The 25,145-nt window shown below is 60.7% G+C and carries 20 protein-coding genes and 1 tRNA gene; 17 read left to right on the top strand and 4 right to left on the bottom strand.

What is annotated here, in order from left to right:
* Positions 1-137: 137 nt before the first annotated feature.
* The 5 genes from ACP16H_RS14010 to ACP16H_RS13990 are packed head-to-tail and all read left to right on the top strand — an operon-like array spanning position 138 to position 7,284.
* Positions 138-2,762, top strand: a complete 2,625-nt coding sequence (locus tag ACP16H_RS14010; RefSeq protein WP_425072928.1) for a Z1 domain-containing protein — start codon at positions 138-140, stop codon at positions 2,760-2,762.
* On the top strand, positions 2,755-3,753 hold the full coding sequence (locus tag ACP16H_RS14005; protein ID WP_425072927.1) for a PD-(D/E)XK motif protein: 999 nt from the start codon (positions 2,755-2,757) through the stop codon (positions 3,751-3,753). The genes ACP16H_RS14010 and ACP16H_RS14005 overlap by 8 nt, the downstream gene beginning before the upstream one ends.
* Complete coding sequence (locus tag ACP16H_RS14000) at positions 3,750-5,582, top strand: hypothetical protein (protein WP_425072926.1); 1,833 nt, start codon at positions 3,750-3,752, stop codon at positions 5,580-5,582. The genes ACP16H_RS14005 and ACP16H_RS14000 overlap by 4 nt, the downstream gene beginning before the upstream one ends.
* On the top strand, positions 5,579-6,490 hold the full coding sequence (locus tag ACP16H_RS13995; RefSeq protein ID WP_425072925.1) for a hypothetical protein: 912 nt from the start codon (positions 5,579-5,581) through the stop codon (positions 6,488-6,490). The genes ACP16H_RS14000 and ACP16H_RS13995 overlap by 4 nt, the downstream gene beginning before the upstream one ends.
* Entirely contained in the window at positions 6,487-7,284 is a 798-nt protein-coding gene (locus tag ACP16H_RS13990) for a hypothetical protein (RefSeq protein ID WP_425072924.1), read from the top strand. The genes ACP16H_RS13995 and ACP16H_RS13990 overlap by 4 nt, the downstream gene beginning before the upstream one ends.
* A gap of 27 nt (positions 7,285-7,311) precedes the next feature.
* On the opposite strand, the gene ACP16H_RS13985 is transcribed toward ACP16H_RS13990, so the two are convergent.
* Positions 7,312-8,805 (bottom strand): DNA cytosine methyltransferase, encoded by a 1,494-nt coding sequence (locus ACP16H_RS13985; RefSeq protein WP_425072923.1) that lies wholly within the window; start codon positions 8,803-8,805, stop codon positions 7,312-7,314.
* Positions 8,806-8,891: 86 nt separating this feature from the next.
* Between ACP16H_RS13985 and ACP16H_RS13980 the strand changes: the two genes are divergently transcribed.
* From ACP16H_RS13980 to ACP16H_RS13950, 7 genes are all read left to right on the top strand, one after another.
* The gene (locus tag ACP16H_RS13980; protein ID WP_425072922.1) at positions 8,892-9,332 is read left to right on the top strand and encodes a very short patch repair endonuclease; all 441 of its coding nucleotides are present in this window, start codon (positions 8,892-8,894) and stop codon (positions 9,330-9,332) included.
* Positions 9,333-9,552: 220 nt separating this feature from the next.
* Positions 9,553-9,810, top strand: a complete 258-nt coding sequence (locus ACP16H_RS13975) for a DNA-binding protein (protein WP_425072921.1) — start codon at positions 9,553-9,555, stop codon at positions 9,808-9,810.
* 28 nt (positions 9,811-9,838) lie between these two features.
* The gene (locus ACP16H_RS13970) at positions 9,839-11,932 is read left to right on the top strand and encodes a tyrosine-type recombinase/integrase (RefSeq protein ID WP_425072920.1); all 2,094 of its coding nucleotides are present in this window, start codon (positions 9,839-9,841) and stop codon (positions 11,930-11,932) included.
* A 337-nt stretch (positions 11,933-12,269) separates the two neighbouring features.
* A complete protein-coding gene (locus ACP16H_RS13965) occupies positions 12,270-13,520 on the top strand; it encodes a hypothetical protein (protein ID WP_425072919.1) in 1,251 nt (416 codons plus the stop codon).
* Between the two features lie 228 nt (positions 13,521-13,748).
* Positions 13,749-14,117 carry a hypothetical protein gene (locus tag ACP16H_RS13960; protein WP_425072918.1) on the top strand — a complete coding sequence of 123 codons (369 nt, stop codon included), beginning with the start codon at positions 13,749-13,751 and terminating at the stop codon, positions 14,115-14,117.
* A gap of 443 nt (positions 14,118-14,560) precedes the next feature.
* Positions 14,561-14,977 (top strand): hypothetical protein, encoded by a 417-nt coding sequence (locus ACP16H_RS13955; protein ID WP_425072917.1) that lies wholly within the window; start codon positions 14,561-14,563, stop codon positions 14,975-14,977.
* 76 nt (positions 14,978-15,053) lie between these two features.
* Entirely contained in the window at positions 15,054-15,482 is a 429-nt protein-coding gene (locus tag ACP16H_RS13950; RefSeq protein WP_425072916.1) for a hypothetical protein, read from the top strand.
* 71 nt (positions 15,483-15,553) lie between these two features.
* Here ACP16H_RS13950 and ACP16H_RS13945 read toward each other — a convergent pair whose 3' ends face one another.
* From ACP16H_RS13945 to ACP16H_RS13935, 3 genes are all read right to left on the bottom strand, one after another.
* A complete protein-coding gene (locus tag ACP16H_RS13945) occupies positions 15,554-17,017 on the bottom strand; it encodes a DUF3987 domain-containing protein (RefSeq protein WP_425072915.1) in 1,464 nt (487 codons plus the stop codon).
* 366 nt (positions 17,018-17,383) lie between these two features.
* Entirely contained in the window at positions 17,384-19,627 is a 2,244-nt protein-coding gene (locus tag ACP16H_RS13940) for a hypothetical protein (protein WP_425072914.1), read from the bottom strand.
* 152 nt (positions 19,628-19,779) lie between these two features.
* Positions 19,780-19,854, bottom strand: a tRNA-Asn gene (locus ACP16H_RS13935).
* Positions 19,855-20,740: 886 nt separating this feature from the next.
* Between ACP16H_RS13935 and ACP16H_RS13930 the strand changes: the two genes are divergently transcribed.
* Genes ACP16H_RS13930 through ACP16H_RS13910 form a run of 5 tightly spaced genes read left to right on the top strand, consistent with a single transcriptional unit; the run spans position 20,741 to position 25,136 of the window.
* Positions 20,741-21,598 carry an isocitrate lyase/PEP mutase family protein gene (locus tag ACP16H_RS13930; RefSeq protein WP_425072913.1) on the top strand — a complete coding sequence of 286 codons (858 nt, stop codon included), beginning with the start codon at positions 20,741-20,743 and terminating at the stop codon, positions 21,596-21,598.
* Entirely contained in the window at positions 21,595-22,314 is a 720-nt protein-coding gene (locus ACP16H_RS13925; RefSeq protein ID WP_425072912.1) for an SDR family NAD(P)-dependent oxidoreductase, read from the top strand. Before ACP16H_RS13930 ends, ACP16H_RS13925 begins: the two co-directional genes overlap by 4 nt.
* The gene (locus tag ACP16H_RS13920; protein WP_425072911.1) at positions 22,311-22,811 is read left to right on the top strand and encodes a TRAP transporter small permease; all 501 of its coding nucleotides are present in this window, start codon (positions 22,311-22,313) and stop codon (positions 22,809-22,811) included. The genes ACP16H_RS13925 and ACP16H_RS13920 overlap by 4 nt, the downstream gene beginning before the upstream one ends.
* A complete protein-coding gene (locus ACP16H_RS13915) occupies positions 22,808-24,085 on the top strand; it encodes a TRAP transporter large permease (RefSeq protein WP_425072910.1) in 1,278 nt (425 codons plus the stop codon). The genes ACP16H_RS13920 and ACP16H_RS13915 overlap by 4 nt, the downstream gene beginning before the upstream one ends.
* Before the next feature lie 43 nt (positions 24,086-24,128).
* On the top strand, positions 24,129-25,136 hold the full coding sequence (locus ACP16H_RS13910; protein ID WP_425072909.1) for a DctP family TRAP transporter solute-binding subunit: 1,008 nt from the start codon (positions 24,129-24,131) through the stop codon (positions 25,134-25,136).
* Positions 25,137-25,145 lie beyond the last annotated feature (9 nt).

Below are 25,145 nucleotides of genomic sequence, written 5' to 3'. Positions count from 1 at the left end.
TCGATTAGAGCTCGGCCGATTCGGTCCCAGTATCGGCATTGGACTGCAGTGAAACTTGGACTGGCAATCCCCGTCGCTTGCTTCGTCCGCGGTGTTCAAGCATTAGTAATTACGAGAGATTTGAGAAGGGCTACATCGTGACACATGCTTCACCACAGGTTCTCAAGTTCGAAAGGGAAATCCGGGATCGTAAGTCGAACTATGACAACCTTGATCAGGTTAAAGCGGCGGTCAGAGAAAACCTCGAGAGTTGGGGAATGAGTTTCACCGAGCAAATGATCTCGGACCTCGACGATGCAGTGCAGAGGGTGCGAGCGACGGAGCAGGATGTCGTTATCCTCCGGAAGAACTCCATAATCTCGGATCGGGAGAAATGGTACGACGGTCCTCGAGGCAATGATCGTCATTGGCCCGCGCTCCACGCCTATCTGCTGAACACGAAGGGCTGGGCCGAAGCAACGATCCGGTCGCTGGATGAAGCGTCCAATGAAGTGGTTTCACTCCTCGACAATCCCACTAAGGATCAGTTTCGATGCCGTGGGCTTGTCGTCGGCTATGTCCAATCCGGAAAGACCGCCAACATGACGGCCGTGATGGCGAAGGCCGTCGATGCTGGCTACAACCTGATCATTGTACTGGGCGGCGTGACAAACAAGCTTCGGAAGCAGACCCAAGATCGCTTTGCCAAGGACGTTGTTGGGAGGCACAGGCACCTGTGGGAGCTGTATACCACCAGCGACGAAACTGGAGACTTCAGCCACCCTGCCAACGGCGCTTTCACGATGCCGCATGAGGGTCATGCGCAGCTCATCGTGATGAAGAAAGAGGTCAGCCGCCTCCGTGCCCTACGTAAGACGATTAGGAAGACCCCGAAGATCGTCATGGACAAGCTGAAGGTTCTGCTGATCGATGACGAATGCGATCAGGCGTCCGTCAATTCTTCGAGGGGGGATTTCGACATGACCCGGATCAACGAGGCGATCCGGCAAGTCTTGGCCGAGCTACCGGCAGTCTCGTATGTCGGGTATACCGCTACTCCGTTTGCGAATGTCTTCATCGATCCGTTCCCGTTCAATCAAGAGGAACTGGACGATCTGTATCCTGCCGACTTTATCACGGCGCTCGAGAAGCCAATCGGTTACTTCGGGGCGGCAGAAGTATTCGGAAGCGACTCGGCCGAAGAAGAGGACGACGGTCGCGACATGGTGCGGCTGCTTGCCAAGGACGACCCGGACCTGATCCGACCGACCAGAAACGACGAGAAGGAAAGCTTCCGTCCGATCATGACGGCAAGCCTCGAGAACGCGATCATGTGGTTCCTCGCCAGTTGCGCGATCCGGCGGTCACGTGGGCATCAGGACAAGCACATGTCGATGCTGGTTCACTCGTCGCAGTATGTTGCCCAGCACGACTACATGTCCGACCTGATCAGAAACTGGATCGAAACGCATGGCCCCGACATCGTTTCCGGTTCCGGAGAGACAGGCGTACGGTTCGACTCGCTTTTCCTTGACGAGGTCGAGCGCACGGCGCCGCCGGGCGCGGACCGGATTCCAGAGAGTCTCGAGACCGTCCGTGACTATCTGCCGGATGTTCTGGACGCGCTGACCTTCCCGGTCGAAAACGGAAAAAGCGATCGCCGGCTCGACTACGAGAACGGTCCCGTCACCTGCATCGTGGTCGGAGGCACGGTCCTGGCGCGCGGCCTGACTCTCGAGGGTCTGACAGTGTCCTATTTCCTGAGGACCTCGAAGCAATACGATACGCTTCTGCAGATGGGGCGCTGGTTTGGATACAGGCCCGGCTATGACGACCTTCCGCGGCTGTGGACGACCGCGGATCTGATCGCGAACTTCCGGGCGCTGGCGCGAATCGAAGAGGAGATCCGGGAAGACATCGCCGAATACAACACCCGCAATCTGACGCCGATGCAATTCGCCGTTAAGGTCCGGTCGATTCCCGGCATGGCCATCACGTCGGCGGCAAAGATGAAGCATGTCCATCGCACCAGCATGAGCTACGATGGTCAGCATGTTCAGACGATCCGCTTCGATCACAGGAAGGCGGACGTTCTGAGAGGTAACTGGCGCGCTGCAGCAAACCTTGTCGACGCCTGCATCGAGGAAGCCGGGACGAGATCGAATGAGAATAGCCACGTGCTCTTTCGGGAGGTGCCATTCGAAGCGATCCGGAGCTACTTCGTTGCAACCGAAATCTGCAACGAGCACATGGATCTGAAAAAGCCTCATCTTCTCGGCTATCTTGACGAGATGGGAGAGACATTGGGACCTTGGAACGTAGCTGTCATGCAACCTCGGAGCGACACGAGATCCACGCGGGAACTCGGTGAACTCGGGCAGGTCGGGACGATACGTCGTTCGCGGCTGGAGGCGTCCCCGGATCACTACGCGGACATAAAGGCGCTCATGTCCAAACGAGACGTCCTTGTCGATGCGGAGCCCAAACGCATCGCTGATTTCAACGGCAAGGAAGACTGGACGAACCTGAAGTCCCTTCGGCCCAAGGTGCCATTGCTGCTGCTTTACCCGATCGATGCCAAATCTCCACCGAAGGGGCCAGCGAAGACGCGTGTTCCTCTCGACGCGGTCGAGGATGTCATGGGGTTCGGTATCGTCTTTCCGGGGCAGAAGGATCGCGCGGGCGGCTACTTCGCTGTGGAACTGGATGCACCGGCCGCGGATCAATTCGAAGAGGACGAGTTGGAGGAAATCGGCGAACCGCGGGAGCCACAGGATGCCTGACGGCGCACGGGAGTTCTGGAGCCGTTTGAGGTCGACCGGTGGTGCTGACGGACGGCTTGAGGTTCCGACTCTGACCACCGGCGTAGAGACGGGATACGGTCCGGCTCTGTATGCCGTGGGGCCGGATGGCGAGCCGCGCCTTCTTGTTCCGTTCGGCAGAAGACCCCCGCCGAAGGATCTGGGGTCGGGGCCGAACCTCTTCGCCGGTATCAGCACGTTCACGATGGACGGAAGCTCGGTGTCCTTCATCGACTTGATGGTTTCGGAGCGGAAACTCGACAACGTCTTCGCGGAGCTCGCAGGTGAAATCCTGATCAGGCTTCGCGACGGGCAGGCACCTGCCAAGGCCGTGTCGGGAACGATATCGGATTTCCGGGCACTGCTGATGGGCCGGGGCCGCAAGGACCCGTCGTCGGCAGAGGTCATGGGGCTGGTCGGCGAGTTGCTGATCCTGAAACGGATAGTGGATCTGAAGCCTGGCGCCATTTCATCGTGGACTGGGCCCTTTGGCCAGCGACACGACTTCCGGAGCGGTGATCGTGCGCTGGAGGTGAAGACATCAGGACGCGCGGATGCCGGGCATCTGGGCATCAACGGGATACTGCAGCTCGATCCGCCGGAGGGGGGAACACTTTTTCTGACGCACGTTCGGCTGGAAAGGGCGGAGGAGGGTACTCTGTCTGTATGCGGTCTGTGCAAGTCGATCATTGAGGCTGGTGCCGACTCCCAAATTCTGACCGAGGCTCTGGGCAAGCTTGGGTGCGACTCGCCTGATGACGACAGGTGGAACCGCACGCGTTTCTCTTTCGAAGGCTTGGACATCTATCGGGTCGAGCCAGGATTTCCGCGACTGACGCCCGATGATTTCGCGGACGGTGTCTTGCCGGCCGGTGTCGCGAAGCTTTCTTATGAAATTGATCTTTCGCATGCTCGTGACTTCCTTGTTCCTCACGAGGATATGGAGAAGTTGCTGAAAGGATTTCCGGAATGAAGTCTATGGAGCTTTACAGCGAACCTTTCGCCACGACGGGAAATATTACTGGCGAAGGCTTCAGACGGCTTCTCGGGCGGCCGGCGCTCGGGCTTCTACAGACGGTCATCCGCGAAGCGTTGCAGAACTCGATGGATGCCACGCTACCGGACCAAGGCCCGAAGGTTATGCTGCGAAGCCGGGTTCTACAGGGCGAGCAATTCGCTGCTCTTCGGGAGCACGTATTCGCGGAAATTCCGAAGGACGCCGACGCTGCTCTTTTTCAGGAGGAACTGATGGGAGAAAGCCTCGAGGTCTTCGAGATCGCTGATTTCGGGACAAGCGGGCTTTCGGGGCCAACCCGAGCGGACCTGGTGGCGGATGGGCCTGAAGATCCGGATTTCGTGAATTTCATGCGGAATGTCGGCGCCGCCCGCGACACCCATCAGGGCGGTGGAACATATGGTTACGGGAAGACGTCACTTTATGCGTTAAGTCGACACTCGACAATTCTCGTCGACAGCCAGACGAGCTGCGACGGCCTTCCGGTTCGCAGGCTGATGGCATGTCGCCTCGGCAGAACCTTCGCGGCAATTGAAGGTGACGTTCGGAAGCGATTTACTGGTAGACACTGGTGGGGAAGTCTCGACGATACATGCGGAGTGGAGCCGTTCTCCGGGGACAAAGCAATTCAGCTGGCAGGCTTGCTCGGTCTGCCCGAACGAAGCGCCGAAGCGACAGGGACGACGATCATGATCGTATCGCCCCGCCTCGATGAGGACGACGACGAGGATGAGCGACTCCCGGTCGGTCCGCATCTGCTCGAGACCGTCCTTTGGAATTTCTGGCCGAGGATGTGCAGGGACACGCCGAGTCATCGGAAGCTCTCGGTTTCCATCGACGTGGAAGGAGAGGACATCCACGTTCCCGATCCGGAAGACTATCCGCCGCTCGATCATTTCGCCAAGGCGCTTTCGGAGATCAGGTCAGGTGGCGGCCAGACCGTCCGCAGCCAGCGTCCGGCCATGGATCTGGGCCGGATTGCCATGGTCAAGGGATTGCGCTCCGATCGACATCCAGCCTCGTTGCGTGCTGACAGCCCTTTCCCGAAACAGGCAAGCCACATCGCGTTGATGCGGCCGGTCGAGCTGGTCGTCAAGTATGTCGAAGGCGAAGCGTTCTCGGATGCACGGTTCGAATGGGGGGGCGTTTTCGTCTGCTCAGATGACGACGCGGTCGAAGCGGCATTCGCCGACGCCGAACCGCCAGCGCACGACGACTGGATCCCCGACAACCTCCCCAAAGGACGCTCGAAGACCTTCGTGAACGTAGGGCTGAATCGAATCAACCAGGCCGCGCGGACATTTGCCAATCCCTTGTCCGCTTCGGGGCAGTCGGAAGAAAGGGGATATTCCCTCGCGGCCACAGCGACGCTCATGGGCCGGTTGTTGGAGGGGGGATCGGCCAAGGGCCCCGGCCGCCGATCCGGAGGCGGCGGAAGCGGAACGACGAAACGGACAAGAGTATCTTCGCCTCGCTTCTCACACTTGGAAATCGATGCCGGGCGGAAGATTGCCGTCTTCGAAGCGGATCTGTCGAACGACGGACGATCAACGAACCTTGTCCTGAGGGCCGTGCCGCACTTGGTCATGGACGGGGGTATCGCATCTCCGGATGATGTGGACGTCGGCTTTACCGGGCAGGTCCTCGACCTCACCGTCGCGGATGCGACTGAGCCGGGCGAGAGCATGGCAATCGGCACCATGGCGGGCAAGGTCGTCTGCAGGGTGCCCGTGCCAGACGAGGCGGCCATCGGGCTGCGGCTGTCGCTCGAGGAGGCGAATGCATGAACCAGCGTGTTGCATTTCCATTCAGCCGTCTCGACGCGGCCGCGGTCGGGTTCGCGGGGTGGCGGATCGGCGATCCGGGCGAACCTCTGGTGCCGGCCACCGATATCTTTGAAGGCTGGGATTATGAACGGGACTTGGAGGTGGGTGCCCGTTTCGAGATCGATTTCGACCGGGCGGCGGTGCAGCTCGGCATTCCGCTCGATCAGCTTTCGATGGCCCTTGTCCTGAAAGCCGGAACCGGCTCGGGGAAGATGCCCAGAAGAATGGACCGGATCCAGACGCGAAAGCTTGTGCCTTCCGTACCCGAATTCGAGGTCCGTGCTGTCGTGACCGGATCGCGCTTGTCCGGGCGCCTTCTGCTGGAGGCCGGGATCGTTCTGGATGCAGAGCCTGCCAGTCCCGGTGCGCTTTCGCCGGCAATGCCGGGCGCCAGACTCTGGACTGAGCGCAAGGACATTCTGCTCGAGGATGGTGGAGCGGCACGCTTCCCACTCGAGACCATTAGTTTCGCGTCGGCATTCGCCGGCCAGCCGCATGCTTCGGCACCTTGGTACGTGCATTGGCGCAGCGGCTTACTCGACGCCGACTTCGGAGGTGCCGTGCGAGTCTACGTGAACGCCGACATGACGGAACTTTGCGAACGCTTCGTTGCGGGCGATCCGGCGACGGTCCAGGCTGTGCTGGGAGATGTGATGTCTCAAATGATTGAGAATGTTGTCGGCATGCCCGATTGCGACGAGGCGCTCTCGCACTGCGTTGAGGGCTCGGTGGGGGATCAGGTCAGGAACTGGCTGGACATGGCGTTCCCTGGGCAGTCCCTCAACAAGATCAGGGCGGAGTTGACCGGTGCTCCGGGACGTTTCCGCGCAACAATCATGGCTGCTGCACAGGTCGGAGAAGGTGAATGACACGTGTCCTGCTATTGCCTCGCCTGAACGAGCTGGGCGTGATGAGGATCATCGATGACGTCGGGAGCGAGATGCCGACCGTGAAAGAGGCGCTCGACATTCTCGATGAACATTCTTCCTTCCTTTGGTTCGCCCCCAGCGGGGGATCGGTCAGTGCCAAATCCGCTGTCGATATTGCCCGGGACATCAGGCAGATCGCGGAAAGGCACGGTTTTCCGGAAAACTCCGACCAGAAGTCGCGCTCTGCATTCGACACGGAGGTGACCACCTGGCTCGGCGGTCAGGAGATCCTTTCGACGGGCGAGGCCTTGAGGGACGACGTCTGGGCTTTCCTGTCGTCGGCGCTTCTGGCCGATGTCGTCTCTTGGCGGTTCCCTGAGCGCAACCGGGAGCGCTTCCAAGGCGGCGTGCGCAACGCGTTCCAGAGACTCTGGATCCGTGGGGTCACCCTCGATCTTGGCCCCGACGCGGCCGACAGGTGGCAGTTGGTGCACGCCCTGAGTGAAGACGCGATGGTTCAGATCTTCGAGCGCGCATCGCTTGCCGGGGACTGCAAGCTGGCGCGGGCCGTTGCGTCAGCCTGGAAGGTGACATCCGAGCGGATTGGCCGCGGGCGCATGGAGGACGTGATGCGTGCGGCGACGAAGATGGTCAGGCTGCGCAACGAGATCATTGATCTCGGGGAGTTGGAGCAGTCGGTGCTGACACGGGAGATCGAGAAGATCTTCTTTCGCGTGGCAGGCGTGACGGGCGACCTCCCCACAAAACGTCCGTTGGCAACGGTGGGCAGCTGAGCCGCAACCTTAGGCATTAAATCGGGCTCAACCGAGGAGCCGCAGGACGGCCTTCGCGATCTGATAGGCGAGGTAGGGGGGAACAGCGTTTCCGACCTGATGATACTGCATCGTCCGCGGACCGCAGAAGAAGTAGTTGTCGGGAAAGGTCTGAAGCCGAGCAGCTTCTCGCACAGTGAGAGAGCGGCATTGGCCAGGGTCAGGATGGATGAAATAGTGTCCGTCCTTGGATATATGGCTCGTCACTGTCGTCGATGGACGCGTTGCGACCTGTGTTCGGAAGCGGTCCGCAAAGTCTCCTGAGCCACGGTTTCGATGCTCGGGCTGCAGGAACTCTGGAAACTGTGAGAGTTTCGGTGCCCGGTCATGAACACGCGAGTATGCCGCCGAGAACAGATATCGGCCCAAGTCTGCGGGAATGTGCCCCCGGGTCTCGTGATGAAGCGTCACAGCGAGTGTGTCGTCCAGCAGCCAGTCGCGAAGGTGCTTCGGAAGGAATTCGCCGTTACCTCTATTGAGTACAGTCCGAAGCTCGGGCCGGGAGTTCGCCTTTGCGACATCCCGCGCGATGTGGCGGATATCGTGTTCTATGGCCTTGTCGCGCGCGATCCGCTCTGCTTGTTCGCGCACAGCCTCGTGCCAGGCCCACGTGCTGTCCTTGCGACTCAGGCCGCTGCGAAGGCGACAAAGATCATCGATGGCTTCAGAAACAGTGACGGGGACCTGTGGTTTGCCGAGCAGCGGAACATCGATTCTGGGGATCGGGATATCATTGCGAATCCCAAGCACGATAACGCGATGGCGAGTTTGGGGGATGCCGTGCTCCTCTGCCCGGATCAGGAAATCGCGGCCATCCGCCCTTTCGCCGCCGGCAGGCGGCGTCGTTGCAAGAGGCAGAAGGCGATACCCGTGTTCGCCGGCGGCTTCGAGGTCATCGAGCACGCGACTGAAAATGCCGCCGCCATCGACCCTCGACGACAGCATCCCCTTCACATTCTCCATGATGAACACGCTCGGTTTGAGGCGGTTCAGGATCCGCACGTATTCACGATAGAGATAGTGCCGGTCATCATCTTCAGCGACGTAACCCTGCTTGCCCTTGTTTCTGGAACGCCCGGCAAGGGAATAGGCTTGGCATGGGGGGCCTCCGATCAGGATCGTATCGCCGTGATGGGTCTCTCGCGCTCTGTCCAATTCGTCGGCAAGCTCCTCGAAAACGCCCTCTTGGCCGAGCACCCGTTGCCTCACCTCTGCATTAGCTCGCTGCCAGTTTGACGGATACAGCTCTGTCCAGTCTGGCAGACCATGGCCTGCATTTAGCGCATCATGATACTCTCGAGGGAAAGTCTCGAAACTGCGAAGGAACGCCCGAAGGCGCAACGTCCGAACCGCATGGGGCTCCATCTCTATCGACAAGTGGATGCGCGCTTTCGCCTCGGCTTCCTGACCCGCGCGCGAAAAGCCTTCTCCCAGCCCTCCAGGCCCGGCAAAAAGATCGATTATTGCGTATTTCTTCGCCAAACCACACCTCCGGAGTCAAGGTGTTCTACCAGGTTTGCCGTCAGGAACCAGGTGAAAAATCTACTATTCGGAACCATATTACAGTCATGACAGACATCGTCGACAAGAAGACTCGCTCGCGGATGATGTCTGGCATCCGCAGCAAGAACACCAAGCCCGAGATGCTTCTCAGGAAGGCGCTCCATGCCGCCGGATATCGATATCGTGTGAATGTTCGATCATTGCCGGGCTCTCCCGACTTAGTTCTTCGGAAGTGGAATCTCGCAGTCCAGGTACATGGATGCTACTGGCATAGACATGCAGGATGCCCCAAAGCCACGATGCCTTCCAGTAATGTAAGTTTTTGGAGCAGGAAGTTCTCCGCGAATGTGGCTCGTGACTCTCGTGTTTTGGACGAGCTTCACCAATTGGGCTGGCGAACTGCGATTGTCTGGGAATGCGCTATCGGAAAACGGGCGGACCAAGAATTGATCGAAGACGTCATCGATTTCATTAGAAGTGGCAGACGGCATCGCGAGTTCGGTTGAGAGGCATTCAACACTGCTCGCCGTGGGATGATAGCGCACGCACAAACGCACAGTTATTGCTGCTAATCGGGCTAACCTGAAACGGAATTCGCAAAATTAGCAGATATCCTCCCGCCGCTCATCGCCGGGTTTTTGCTGAGCCTCCAAAATAGATTGCGTCCTTGTTTTGGTGCCGCTTCACCGGGGCGTAGGTCCCTCTTGTAGCAAAGAGGAGACCAAGATGTCCGAAGATAGAAATCCGACTTCCGAAGATGAAAACCACGACGAATACCTGACAACAGCAGACGTCGCCAAGAGAATGCGACGCCATCCGCGGACGATCCGCGACTGGATCGTGAAAGGGACCATGACTGAACGCGGCAGGGTGTTCCTTGACGGAACGAAACCTGGCAAGAGCTGGCTCGTGCACCCCGATTGGCTGGCGCTCTTCGAGCATCGGATCCGCCCCGTACGGAGGGCGGATCTCGATCTCGAGTGAGCCCCGAACCATGCACGGGAGTGAAGACATGACGGTTCAAGATCAAATTCGGAACTATCTCGACAAATCCGGCGTGACCAAGCACGCGCTGGCCTTGCAGGCCGGTCTGAATCCGAAGGCCGTGAAGAATATTCTCGAGATCCCCGGCATCCGATCGGACAGGAAAACTCTCGATGCTCTCGGCGAGGTCATGGGGATCCACTTGCCGACGCCGACGGGTCAGATGACCTATTCCCGCCTGATGAGCGACCTGGCTCGCACGACGGAAGATGAGAAAACCGACAGTCGCAACCGCGTACTCATCTCCCGCCTCAAGGCATTTCTGAAGGCCGCGGGCTGGGTAGCCGAGATCGAAATCGTGGATCGTCGCCGCGCGATCAAGAAATTGTCCAGCTGGTCGGCGGCAACCCTCGACCTTTCGGAACGCAGTTTCAAAACCTACAAATCCGACATCCTGTCGGCCATTTCGGGCCCTGGTGGTAGGAACCGGCCCTCTGGAATTCGTGACGTGTCCGGTATCTATCGCGACGTGCACGAATTGCTGGCCGCGTCAGATTATCCGGACGACCTGAAGCTGATCTCGGGGACGTTCTTCCATTTCCTCTACAATCAAGAGATTTCACCTGGTCAAATCTCCACAGAGGTCCTCCACAAATACTATCTGCACCGGCTCGCGGTCAGCCCGAAGGGGGAAGCGACTTGCAAAAAGCACGTGCAGCGCATCTCGGGGCTGTGCACTCGCCTCGCGGCCGATGCAGACTTCAGCTCCTTTGGGTTCAACGTGGTGGAGCATCCGTTCCCCGACGGGAGGAACAAGTACGGCGTCGATGCCGCGGTCTTTTCAGAGCTGCTCTCCGAGTTCGACGGCCCCGTCAGCCGGTGGCTGCGGGGAGAGGCATCTCGTGATGGGCTATCGGAAATGAAATTCCTTGCGCAGTTGGACGCCGCCGAGACCACCCGCCCGGTAAACTCGAAGAAGGCCCTGCTGAAAAAGAAGAACGGGGGCCGCAAGCGCACGGACGAGGAGCGCCAGTCGGCCGGCTTCCTCCTCCCGAGCCAGACTTGGAGCGCGAAAACGCTCGAGAACAGACGTTATCAGCTCATCGCAGGGGCCAAAGCACTCTACGCCGCAACGGGGTATCTGATCGAGGATCTGACCGAGTACACCGATCCGGATGTCATCGAAAGCGTCCTCGACGCGCTGAGTTCCGGGAATTCCGACGATGAGTTTCCCAGCAGCTATGCCGAGTCGGTCGGGAAGACGCTGAAGAAGCTGGCGCGGGATTACATCGGTCGAAGCGCCGACGATGTGAATGCCATCGCCGGGCATATCAAGGAACATGCGATTGGCGAAACGGGCATCTCGCGTCGTAACAAAGCTCGGCTGCGGCAAATCATCGGTGACCGCCAGCAGCGGCTGATCGATCTGAGCGACATCCTGACCGACGAGGTCAACTCGATCATCGACAAACGGAAACGGAGATGCCGCGGCAAGACCAGGATGGACCTGCTCGGCCCTGAAGAGGCTCGGGACATCATGTGCGCCATCGCCAGCGACATTCTGTTGGCGCGGGCACCGCGGCGGGCCAACATCACCGGTATCCGTCTGTCATGGATTTCCTGGGCGGGTGGAACGGCGCGCATCATTGTTCCGAATGTGCAAGTGAAGGGTCGCGACAGCGATGACCCGGATCTTCATATACCGCTCGATGAGCACGCTTCGGCCAGGTTGAAATCGTTCATCGAGAAGGTCCGGCCGAAGGCTCTGCGAGCAGGAGACGACGCGAATCCATTCCTTTTCCCGTCACAGGGGGAAGGGGGGGACGTGGGGCAACCTTACGCCGGTTTGCTCGAGCGTCTCGTCCGGCACACGAAACGGATCGTCGGGTTCAAGATGAACCCGCATCTCTACCGGCATTTTCTGGGCTGGCTATGGCTCCGGGAAGATCCAGATCGGCTGCCGGATGTCCAGCGTCTCCTCGGTCACAAGCGGCTGGAGACGACGCTCGCGCACTATGCAGAGATAGACGAGGATCTCGCTCTCGACCGCTGGAGCAAATACCTCGCCGATCGGAAGTCCCGGCAGCCCGAAAAACTCGGAAATAAGAGGAATACAGGATGAAGACACCACTTCAGAAGCGCTCGGAAAAAGGAAAACTGCCCCGCACCGGTGTGGACGCGATCATCAACCAATATTCGCGTCCCGCAGTCGACCCTGAGTCGGGACCCCGGTGCACATGCCTGGCCCTTCTGGTGGCGCGATCGGAACGACCGGCCAATACAATAAAACGGGAGATCTTCTGATGCGTGCGACGAAATCTCAGTCCGGGCGAGCCGCACCGTGCTCCCCGGAGGAATTCCGCGAGGCCCTCGGGCTGGATCGACCAAGCGTCGATCCAGGGCCCGTTCTCCGTTCGGTGCATGGCTTTTCGGAGTGGCGCGGCGATAGGGGCTGGCACATGCCCGTGCCGGACCGCACGGAAATAGCCGGCTATCTCGGTGCGCTCTCCGCGCGCCTCGGGGCCGAATATGCTGCTTCCGAGCTCGCTTACCTTCAGCTCGGCGCCCCCGTCCTCTGGGGTGTCCCGATCGCGGGCATGATCGGCCAGGTCCTGCGCCAGAGCCGTTGCACCCCGAAGGTCGCGGCGCAGTCGATCGACGCGCGGGCTCGGTCCGCCATCTCGTCGCTCCCGGAGGAGTGGCACGGGAAGCTCATCGCGAAGCTGAGCAGCGAGCTTGGACCAATCTCCGAGAAATGGAGCGCCAACCACGTCCAGGCCGTGGCAAATGCCCTGGCGCGATGGTGTCGCGCGTCGGCCGTTCTCGGTCGAGAGGCGCAGCCCACAGGTACCTCGTTCCACGTCTACGCGACCGATCTGCGGGCTGACGGTGTTTCGGATCGGAGCGTCTCCGACTATCTGTCGCGTATCGTCTCCGGTTTCCGGGTCGTTGCGGATCCCGGCTTCCATAGCGCGGGATGCGACCATGTCATCGCGCGTCATGACGCTCTCGCGAAGATCGCGGGCCGGCCGACGAAAACTGGCGCGCAGATCGTCGGGGCGTCGACGATTTTCGATCTCGGCGTCGATCGCATGGACGCGGCACGCGAGAATGGCCCTCGTGGTCTGCATGTCGCACGCGACTTCCGCAACGGCCTGCTGTTGTCATTTGCCGCGGCCCTGCCGCAGCGGGCCCGGGCCCTGTCGCACCTCGCCTTCGGCACGACCGTCGTGCTCCTCGAAAAGCCCTACGTGCATGTCGTGCTTCCCGGGCGCGTGCTGAAAATGCGCGAGGCGAAGAAGCGGTTCGCCGGCTATGACAAGGTCTTGATCAACCCCGTGCTGTGGTCGGCTCTTGACGACTATCAGCGAAGTTTCCGGCCTCTCTTCGATGACGGTTCGGCGCTCTTTCCGAGCATGGTCGACATGGGGGCGGCCATCACGTCGGCGCAACTCGGCCGTCTGGTCGGCGATCTGACTTTCAAGCATCTCGGCGTGCGCGTGAGCATCCATCGGGTCAGAGACAATGCCGCGACCGAGGCCTCTGAGGAAATTCAGAGCGGCGGATATCTGGCGCCAGCCCTCATCGGCAACAAGAGCGCCGCGACGACCATGGACAGCTACGATCACGCACAGGGGATGAGGGCTGCGCGTGAGCATGGTGCACGCATTGCCGGCCGGAGGTCTTCCCCCACGACATTGCGCGTTTAGCCCCGGAGTCTGCTTCGTCTACTCCGGGACAGTCCGGGCAGCGGAACCCCAAAAGTGCTTCGCAAGGGAACGCCAAACATGGACATCGAGGCGGACGGCGTGTGGTGCGGGTCCCTTTCTGGCGGCTCTGTCACCCGGAACCAATCATGAATAACCAGGAATATACCGATGCACGACTACCCTCCGAGGTCTCCCGAAACACTTGCTGCCATGGAAAGGACCAGGGCGGTGGGGAAGCAGCTCGAAGCGGACGCGCTCGCAGTGGCCATCTGGCTCGAGGCCCGGGCTCCCGGCATTCTGGTCCGCCTGGAAATACAGCGACATTACTGCTGCGAAGACCACGAGATCGCGTATGTCGTGCCGCATGTCACGGAGCGGCAGAAACGTCGAAAACTGCGGGCAAAGGCCGAAATGGCCTTGCAGGCGTTGGGGTGGACGCTGAAGTCTGAGGGGCGAGACGTCTGGTCGATATTCGTTCACAGTGAATGGCGCACGCTGTCCGCTCACCAGCGTCTCGCTGCAATCTCGAGGGTCGGAAACGCCATGAATGAGTCGTCGGGCGGGGCCCTTGGTGGCTACGACATGCGGAAAGGGTGACGCCGGCGCCTGACCACCGGTTGTAGGTGGGCCGCCGCTTGCCGCCGCAAGATACCGTAATCTCTGCAATTTTTCGGCTCAATTGAAAACGGGTCTCTTTCACCCCCATGGGGTAGGAAGTACCCATTCTCAATTTTTTCCGTTGTCCGCCGCAACGTGCCGCAACATCCGGACCGAGATTGTGAATTCCACAATTCCATGTCCGGAGCTGTCCAGACGTGGAGAGAAGAGAAGGGATGGACGCCGTCACTCCGTTGGCCGCGCTCCTCGTGACGAGAGCGCGGCCAACGGAAACGCGGCGCCTCGAGATCAACAAAGACAAACACGCCGGTGGAACATCCTCCTGCTGCTACAGAAGCGCCGGCCAATCACCTCGATAGAGAAAGGAGATTTTTCGGGGCCTTGACTGCCACGACTGGCGTCGACTTCATTAGGAGACCCAAATGTTCATTTGTTCCAGCAATTCTGTCCTCGACGGCCATGATCCTGCGATCGTAGCAACCAGGATCTTCTTCCATGAGGACGGGGCAGCGCTGCTCAATGTTGCTGCCCTACTCGGCGGCCCGACCGCGCACCGCCGCTGCCTTGGGCTTCTATCGTTGCTGTCCGAAAGCAGGTCTCTCACGAGGGCGCTGCGACACGAGCTGTTCTGGCTCTATCGGCTCATCTCCCTCGATTTCGCCGGCAATCCGGAGGCCGGAGAAACAGGCTGCTTCGCGATGATCGATCCGCTGGACCCTCGGATCGAGGAGGTCTGCCTCCTGGCCGACCATCTTTACAACCTCCTTGTCGCTATCGCGGATCTGGATCCAGACTGCGATGTCATACTGGGCGAGCTATTTGACCTCTCCACTGCGTGAAACCGCTCGGCCCGCAAGGGCCGGCGCTTGAAGGCGCGGCAATTCCGCCGTGACCGAAGCTTCTGAAGGAGAAGACATGCAGACCTACTATCAAATGCCCTTGGACGAACTGTGCGCGTTGGTGATCGCGATGGCCAGGGAGTTCACCAAGAATTTTCCTGGAAACGAGGTTTCCGCCGATGCAATCGAGCGCGGGTCGCTGCGCCGCACCCTCGAAAGAATGAATGCCTGCGCGGGTCTTTCGCGCCGTGACGACACAGACATCGAGCTGTTGTCGGCCGTCCTGCAGCGCGAACTCGAGCGCGAGACTCTGGGCATGTTCACCGTGTTCGATGGCCATTACGATCCCGATCTTGGTGCCAACGGGGAGGTGCGGGAAGTGCCGGACCTGACTGAGAGGGGACATGCGATCGACGCGTGCCTCACGTCGCTTCGACGCATTGCCAACATCCGATCTATCGGCCGGGCCCGGATCGACGCCGAGAAACTGCTCCTGGGGCGGTGAGCTGCGGACCCACGTGCGGAATCTGAATACTCCCGGTGGCCGGCTGATACCGTCGGCCACCGGGTACGAGATCATGCCTTGGGGCTGAGACGGTAAGCTTTGCGACGCCGCTTGCCCTCAATAATCGTGCCGGCGGGAAGCTCGTGGATCCATCCGTATTTCTTCAGAACGCCGAGTTGCCGGTCGAGGGCCTTCGCCCGCCGAGCTGAGACCGGCCCGAATTGCAGAACCCGGTCGGTCGCGAACCCTTCGCCGGGATTCAGGTTCTTGCGAAGCCAGTCAAGAAGAGTTTGGGCTTGTGCGACCTCGGTCTCGTTGGTCGCCGCGATGCACAGGAATTTGTACTGGCCAAGGTAGTATTTGACCAGTTTGCAGGCGGCTTCCATGACCTCGCGGGAGACGCACTCGGCGGCCCGGTTCTCGAAGAGCGTCATGATCGCCGCGAGGCGGCAGGCATGTTCCGGTGCCTTGCCGGCAAACCCGGAGATGTCCGCAGCCCAGCCTCCGGGACCGAGCTGTGCCTCAATGCTGTCATGAAACTCTACGCAGATTGCGAAAGCGTCGTCCGCAAGGGCAAGGGACCGCTCGGTCGGCTCTTCGAGCGTGCGGGTCAAGGCGGCCTCAACTTCATCACGGAAGCGAAGGGCAGCCGCTTCGTCCTCCGCGGTCGGCCGGCGGTATTTCCGCTTGCCCATGTTGCTTTGCGGCCAGCAGGGCAGCATCCGAGCCAAAAGACCCTGGCCGGTCAGGAATTCGTCGCCGTAGGTATCGCGAATGAGTGTCGGCTGGAACATCAGGTTCATGGTCGTGGCAGTCGGCGGTACGAAGCCGTCACCGTCCTGGCCGGCGCGAGGACGTGCGATAGAATCGCCGTCCCACAGCTTTGAGAGGATGCCGCTCGTCTTTGCCTGGTGGTCCTTCGACATCGAATGCCCGCCCCAGAAGCTCGCCGCCTCGTCGGAAAACCAGCCAAGGAAACCCACGCCGGAGCTGATGGCCTTGAAGGCGCCCTCTATCGTCGGTTCGGTGACGAGGAAGCTCGGACAGACGGGTGCCTCCGGCTTCTCCTCGCCGCGCCCGATGCCTGCGACCTCCGCCTTGTGACGCGCCATGGCGATCTCGTGTTCCTTCCGGAGACGCATGATGACCCGGTCGATACCGGCCTTTGCGATCCTGTCAGCAGCGCTCTTGCGCTCGCCCGACAGAGCGATCGTGACGAAGGCGGCAGTTGCGTTCGCCTCCGATGCGAGGGTCTGAACCTTTGCCCGGCTGCCGACAACAAGCGAGGCCACCGAAAGGACAGACTGCCCAGCCAGCGCGGCCGGGCCCTGGGTTTTCCTCACGATCGCTTCGGCAGCGCTGCGTAGCTTCGGTGTCAGGCACTCCAGCGGAAATCCGGCCGTCGGCGGCTCCGCGTGTGGCAGAGGCATCGGCTCCTGGGGGAGAGCGGCCGTGTCTCCGGACGGGATTGAATAGTTCGGCTTCGACGACTTCTCGTCAGTCCTTCCGACGAGCGATTTTAGGCGGGCAAGCATTCCTGATCTCCGTTGCTGCTCGGGTTGTGATCAGGACATCGGTCGAACGGTTTTCCGGCGGAAACAGCAGGGAGCGGAAACTTGCGGCAATGGACGGTCTTTTATTGGCGAGGTCCCAGAAGGCTTGCAAGGAGGGCATAATCTCGTCACCCCGGTAGGACATGACGACAAGGCCCGGGCCTTTCCATAGCTGTCACATCCCGGAAACCGGACTGGCGCTGTGGATGAGGCAAGCACCGGCTTCTGCGATGGTCCTTTCAAGTGGAAGAACAAGATCGTCTTCTGGAGCTGGCCAGGGCCCGTCGCGCCAAGAATTTCCCGTGACCAATATGCCTGCCCGTTCCGGCAACGCCATCAAAGATGATATCAGCGCGCGGCGCACCGGAAATCGACGACCTTGTCCTCGCGTTGGAAGCGCCCGGTGTCGTCGAAGGGCCGAGCGATCATGGAGACGTCGAGCTCGACATCGCAGATCCGCTCGTAGAGGGTCTCGAGCGTGAGGCCTTGGGCGTAGGATCTTGCGCCTTCGTCGACGGGGTCGTGACCCATGAGAACGCAGCGGATCGCGTCGGACTTGTCCTCGTTCATGAGATCGGAATTGAACGAAGTGCGCATGGCGTGCAGGTCCAGACCTTCCCAGTAGCAGTCGTGCGTTTTCCGATAATACGTGAACTTCTTGGAGAAATTCTCCGAATAGGTCTTCTTCGTCTCTCCACGCGTCAGGTTCACGAAGAGGCGATGTTTGCCCTGTTTGCGGCGGAGTTCCACGAGCTTCAGGAGGCCGAGCTCGATCAGCGTCGGATGGACCGGGAGACGGCGCTGCGAGTCGATGGTCTTGACGTTGTTGGCATCGAGGCACTTCACGTCGACATACGCGATTCTCTTGTCGGTGCCGAAATCGTCGGGGCCGAGCTGGCAGGCCTCTTCCTCCCGCAGGCCCATGAGGCGTGCGATGAGCGGTATCCAGTAGAGGGGTTCACCCGGATCGTCGAAAGGCCCCTGGAAGACGGGCGAACCCAGGAAAGTGTAGATGCGGTCATCCCAGCAGATCCGCTTCCGCTTCTCTTCGCCTTTCTTCCACTTGTCCTTCAGCTTGTTGGAGACGCCGCAGATCTCGAACGGATTGCGGTCGATCAGCTGGAGATCATAGAGCATCTTTCCGACAGACTTGATGTAGCCACGATGCTTGGCGCGGGTCTCGGCGCGAAGTCGAGGAACACGTGCATGCAGACAGGCCTTCTCACGGTCTGCTTCGGTGACGTCAGGACCGGTCCCGAGCGCTTTGAGGGCGTCCTTTTCCGCGCGTTCCTCTTCGGCTTCGAGATCTTCGACCAGCGCCTTGAACCCGAATTCGGCCACGAACTTCGTCTTCCCCTTGGAGTGCTGGAAGGGCAGTTGGGGCAGAATTTTCAAGGCATCGCGGATGTCGTCCCGGCTCGCCTCCTCGAACGGGACATCCCCGACGAACTCCACCCAGAATTTCTCGGCAACGTTCGCCTTGCTGCCGCTGTTCGATTTCCATTTCTTGCCGGCGGCTTCGTCTCCGGTCTGCTCCATGGAGAAATCGTCGCCGTATCCGGACATCTTGAGCTCCTTCATCAACCGGATGCCCTCGAGAAGCGTGATGCCACGGGGCTTTGTGAGAAGGACTTCCTGCGTTTCGGGAGAGAGGTCCCTCAGGTCGATGTTCTCCAGGAGCGGTGGGCGCAGCTTGATCCGGAACGCGGTGTCGTCGTCCGTGGCCGCGACGACCGGGGGCGCGCTCCCGGAGGTCGGAGCGGGTGATTCCTCCGATGCCGCCGGTGTCTCCGTCTGAGCCACCGGGGCCGGCGGGGGTGTGATCGGCGCCTGACGAGGAGCAGCCGCCTCTGCTGCCGTCCGGGGCATGGTAGCCGCCGGGATGGTCGGCACTGCGATGGAGAGCGCGACCGATGCAGTCGCTGCCGGGATAGCCGGGGCGGGGGCGGAGGATTGCGCGGCAGCCACGGGCAGTGCGGCGGCCGGGGCGCTCAACCGGCTCGCCAGGACCGACCGGAAGATCGGCGTCACGTCTTCGTAGATCCCGACCTCACGCTTCTCCCGTTCACGGGAGACATCAAGCATGACACGGAGCGCTTCAAAGGCGAGGGCGCGCCAGTCGGCGCTGGTCTCGTCAATTGTTACGCCGAACTGCCGCGCGATCTCGCGCAGGGGAGCCTCGACTGGTGTCCGGTCGCCCAGTGCCAGGGCCCGGCGCAGCATGTCCTGAGTCGCGCGCTCGGTCTGCGCGGCAAAAGTCGCGGCCGCCTCCGAGCGCGGCTCGGCAGAGGCCCGCAGGGCCTCATGCGCCGCGATCTGGCAACGCGCAAGTTCGGTCAGCAGTGTCAGGTGCTCGGCGCTCAGATGGTTCACCGGTCTCTCCGTCGTCAGCGCGAAAGCCAGGTCGGTGAGCGCCGTAAGGCGCGCGACGAGTATTTTCGCTTCGGCGAGGACGTCGGTTCTTAACGACAGACACAGTGAAGTTTTCTGTACAGGGTTTGATATCTCTGCTTGCCGGGACGGAATCCGGCGCCGGAAGAAGAAGCCCGAGGGGCGTTTTTCGAGGTATGGGGTATGTGCGACTCCAGCCATGCGGACAGCCTCCGAAAAGGTTTCAGGGCATCCTGGAGTCGGGGTCCGTGTACCGGTTCGTGCACGCATTTGTGCACCAAAATGTGCACGTGCACGCGTGGCTCCGACTCTTGTCGGGGCTCAACCAATGAAATCAACCATTTAGGTGATTTTGGCTCCGGCGGTAGGGATCGAACCTACGACCAATTGATTAACAGTCAACTGCTCTACCGCTGAGCTACGCCGGAACACGCAGTGACCTATACAAATCGCAATGCGGAAGGTCCAGAGGCAAGATTCCATTTTTGGCCGATAATTTGTCGGAGGTGGGACCTGCAAACTTCTCTTTGCCAACAACATACTCCTGGCGTGCCGCTGGCTCCGTGGTCCCGCGTTGGGTTTACATGGCTTGGCAGCTGTATTCGTTAGGCGGGCGGGTCGTCCCAATGCTGACGCATCTTGCATAGCGTGTTCGCGATGCTCACCAGCTTTCTGGCGATCGCGGTGATGATGACTTTGTGCGGCTTCCCGGCCTTCCGAAGGCAATCTGCCAGGGCCGTCGGAGTTGGTTCTGGATTTTCGACCAGTTAGCCGCCGGGCTAAACTACGGCGCTGGCTTTATTTTACAGGCAGCAACCTTCAGGTTCGGGACGCGGTTATCATATGCTTAGGCCGCGGTCAGCAGGACATGAGGTGTACGCGGGCGTTGTTCGCTGGAATAGGCGATCCATGCGCGGACCCCGTCAAGCTGTGTCTGGCGTGTGGTCGTTGCCACCGCTCGGGCCCTTAGCTTGGCATCGGTCAGCTTACCGTTTGCAAGGCCCTGCTCACAGCGAATCTCTAGGATGTTAAAGAGCGTAAATGTTTAGCTTGCAACAAAAAGTTGGGATTCAGTCCATGCGCGATACGGACCCTCAGGGCTTCTCTGCGCCGCAGACCCTTGATCCGACCACAATGACGACCCGGCAGACAACTGAGGGCGTGCACAGGCTGTCGAGGTTCAGGCCCGGAAGAAAGTTTCCCGCAAGTGAGGCAGAGGATTGACAAAACATAAGTGTAACATGTTACACCTTTGACACCCGCCGATCAGAATAGCGCTATTTCAAATGCGCAGCGCGGGTGGAGGAGACAACAGTGCTTTCAGCCCAGAGGTTGCGGTCGCGTATCTTCGATCGTGAATTGGTCGTTGCGCCCGGCGCGCCTGATGCCTTGACCGCACGGATGATTCAGGCTGCCGGATTCGATGCGGTCTACATGACTGGTCTGGGCGCGACCGCGAGCCGGTTGGGCGCGCCAGACCTTGGATTGATGACTCAGACGGAAATGGCGGACCATGCGCGAAACATGGTCCGGGCCGTGGATATCCCGGTGATCGCTGACGCGGATACGGGGTATGGTGGCGTATTGAATATGCGGCGGACTATTGAGGAATACCTGCAGGCTGGCGTGGCGGCCCTCCATATCGAGGATCAGGTCAGCCCCAAAAGATGCGGGCAACTGGCCGGTGTGAGGCTCGAGACAGCGGAAAACGGAGCGGCGCGGCTTAGTGCAGCGTTAGAGGCGCGGGCCGGGCGGGACATCGTTATCATTGGCCGCACGGATGCCTTGCCAGCCGCAGGGCTAGATGAGGCGGTGGCGCGGGCAAAGCGGTACATTGATACCGGAGTCGATCTGATCTTTGTTGACGGTGTGAAGACCCGCGCGGAGGTAGAGGCGATCGCAGCGCGGGTAGAAGGGCCGAAGGTGCTCAGCCTTGTCGATGGGACCGACGCGGCTTTGTTAAGCATAAACGACGTCCGGGAGCTGGGGTTCTCGGTCCTCCTCTATGCTGTAACGACTTTGTTTGCAGCGGCGGCGGCAAGTCGTTCAGCGTTGGACCATTTGAGACAGACAGGTTTGACAGGCGGCATTGCCGGGCTGAGTTATGCTGAGTTCTGCGAGGTCGTCGACCTCGCCGGGCATCAGGAATTTGCTCATAGGCATGGCGAATGAGCGCTGTGGTCCTGATTACCGGAGCCGCCTCCGGGATCGGTTTGGCGGTCGCGCGCCGGGTCGTGGCGCGCGGAGACCGAGCGATCCTTTGGGATGTCTCGCAAAGCGGACTGGACGCAGCGACCGCCGAGTTGGGCGCGCATGCGACCTCCAGAGTGGTCGATGTCGCTGATGCCGAAGCGGTCACCCGGGCGGGTGAAGCTATTGAAAACGTGGGCGTCACCCATCTGGTGAACAACGCGGGGATCCTTGGCCAAAAGACGAATTGGGACGCACTTGACGTGCCTGCGGTCGCGCGGGTCATGGCCGTCAACGTGGTAGGTTTCATGCAGGTGGCCTCGGTTTTCCTGAAGGCGCGCGTGGCCCATCCCAGCGCGGGCATCGTCAACATGGCGTCCATCGCCGGAGAGAACGGCGGGGCGCCGGGATTCGCGGCCTACGGGGCGTCCAAGGGAGCGATCATGGCGCTGACGCGGGGCATGGCGCGCGATCTCGCGCCGGAGGTGCGGGTAAATGCCCTGGCTCCGGGCATCATCGATACGCCGATCCAGGACGCGGTGATGACCGCGCCGGATTCCCGCGAAAAGGCCGCAGAGGGCATCCCGATGGCGCGGCTTGGCACCGCCGATGAAGTCGCTCAGGCGGCGGAATGGCTGTTGTTCGACGCCCCCTACACGACGGGCGAAATCATTCGGATCGCGGGAGGACGCCGGTGAGGCTGATTGACCTGTTCTTCAAGGCCTTGGAATGGCTGTTGGTTTTCCTGCTGGCTGGCATGACCGTGATGGTCTTTGCCAATGTCGTGCTGCGATACGGGTTCGGATCGGGGATCGATGTCAGCGAGGAATTGTCGCGGTTCTTCTTTGTCTGGTTGATCTTTCTCGGGGCCATCGTGGCCATGCGGCACAACATGCACATGGGCTTTGATCTGGTGGTGTCCACCGTGTCGGAGCCGGTGCGGAGGGTGCTGCTGACGCTGGCGAACGGGGCAGTGCTGGCGGTCTGCCTGATGATCCTGATCGGCACGCTGCAACAATTTCACGTCAATGCGACGAACATTGCGCCTGTGACGCGGATGTCGATGGCCTGGGTGTTCGGAGTGCTGATCCCGATGTCGTCGCTGATCGGACTGATGGCCGGGTTGCGGATGCTGGGATACGCCACTGGGTGTCTGAAGGGGATGCCCCAGAACGGACGGAGTGTGGTGGAATGACCCTCTTCCTGTTCATCGTGTCGCTGGGGGTCAGCCTGTGCATCGGCATCCCCGTCGCTTTTGCGCTGGTGATCTGTGCCGCCGTGATGGGGCTGCATATGGATCTGTTCGATCCGCAGGTGATCTCTCAGCGGATGATCGTGGGGGCAAACAATTTTTCACTGCTGGCCATTCCGTTCTTCCTGTTGGCCGGGGAGTTGATGAACGCGGGCGGCATGTCGAAGCGGATCATCGGGTTTGCCATGGCCTTTGTCGGGCATGTGCGCGGCGGTCTGGGCGTGGTGGCGATATTTGCTGCGATCATCCTTGCGTCGCTGTCGGGATCGGCGGCGGCGGATTCGGCGGCGCTGATCGCGATCATGCTGCCGATGATGAAGCAGTCGGGCCATGACGAGGCCCGTTCGGTCGGGTTGATGGCCTCGGGTGGGGTAATCGCGCCGATCATTCCGCCGTCCATTGCTTACATCATCTTTGCCGTGGCGACGAACCTGTCGATTACGCAGTTGTTTATGGCCGGGATCGTTCCGGGCGTGATGATGGGGCTGGGGGCGATCATCGCATGGTTGATCGTGGCGCGGCGCGACAAGGTGGAGCCGCTGGCAAAGCAGGGCTGGGGTGTCCGTCTGGCCGAGACGAAAAAGGCGCTGTGGTCGCTGGGGATGCCGGTCATCATTCTGGGCGGTATCCGCTTTGGCGTGGTGACGCCGACGGAGGCTGCCGTGATCGCCGCGGTCTACGCCATCTTTGTCGGCATGGTGGTGCACCGGGAATTGAAGGTTTCGCAACTGTTCCACGTTTTCCGGGATGCGGCGCTGACGACGGCAGTGGTGATGATGCTGGCGGCGGCGGCGCTGGCGACCGCATGGTTCATCACCATCGCGGATCTGTCCGGGATCGTTCTGGATCTGGTGGGGCCGCTGGTGGATCGTCCGACGCTGCTGCTGATTACGATCATGGCGTTGGTGCTGCTGATCGGGACGATGCTGGACATGGGGCCGACGATCCTGATCCTCGCGCCCGTGCTGCTTCCGGTTGTTGAGGAGGCAGGGATCGACCCGATCTATTTCGGCGTGCTGTTTGTCATCAACTGCGCCATCGGGCTGGTGACGCCGCCGGTCGGCATTGTGCTGAGCGTGTCTGCGGGCGTGTCCGGCGTGCCGTTGCACCGGGTGGCAAAGGGGGCCGCGCCGTTCCTCATGGCCCAGATCATCGTTCTGATGTTGCTGGTGATTTTCCCGGAACTCGTGCTGACGCCACTGAACTGGCTCAGGTGAGCCTTTGGGGATTTTTGGAATTATAACAAGGAGGAGACCAACCATGAAACTGACAAAGGCATTTGCCGCGCTGGCGCTTTGTGCCACGGCGCTGACCTCTCCCGCGGTGGCGGCAGAGTATGGCAAGCACACGTTCAAGGTGTCGAGCGGCGCCGCGAAGGACCACCCGATTGCCACCGGCATCGACGCCATGAGCACCTGCATGGAAGAAGGTTCGGGCGGCAAGATGAAGCTGCGCGGCTTCTATTCGGGCCAGCTGGGCGACGACGCGGATGCGACGCAGGCGACGCGCTCGGGGTCGATCGAGATGGTGGTGACCGGGTCGGCGGCGATTGCCGGGATCGAACCGGCGCTGGGTGTGTTCAGCCTGCCGTTCATGTTTGCCAACGACGACGAAGTCGACGCGATCATGACCGGGCCGTACTTCGACTACCTCGCCGAGAAAATGCCGCAGCATGACCTTGTCCTGCTATCGATCTGGGAAAACGGGTTCCGCAATGCGACGAACTCGAAGCACCCGATCCAGGCTGTGTCGGATTTCGAAGGGCTGAACTTTCGCGTGATGCAGAACCCGATCTTCCTAGACACCTTCCGTCGTCTGGGGGCCAACCCGGTGCCGATGGCCTTTGGCGAGGTGTTCACCGCGCTGGAAACCGGGGCTGTGGACGGGCAGGAAAACCCGCTGCCGCTGATCGAGGCGACGAAGTTCTACGAGGTACAGAAGTACCTGACCCTGACGCGCCACGCCTATTCGCCGAACCCGGCGCTGATGAACAAGGGTGTCTGGGACAGCCTGAACACGGACGAGCAGGCGCTTGTGATGTCCTGCGCGGCCACGGCGCGGGATGCGCAGATTGAACGGTCGCGGGCGGCTGTCGGTGAATCCGCCGAGAAGCTGACCGCCGAGGGCATGGAAATCTCGGAAATGCCGGCCGCGGAAATGGACAAGCTGCGCGAGCTGGTCGCCCCGGTTTGGGAGACCTCGATGGAGTCTGTCGGCAAGGAGAACTTTGACCGGCTGATGGAAGAGCTGGGCAAGATCCGTAACTGATCCTGCCCG

This window comes from Sagittula sp. S175 (assembly GCF_049800975.1).
GTDB lineage: Bacteria > Pseudomonadota > Alphaproteobacteria > Rhodobacterales > Rhodobacteraceae > Sagittula.
The sequence above is the reverse complement of the archived record's forward strand: the minus strand, read 5'-3'. Positions and strand labels throughout refer to the sequence as shown.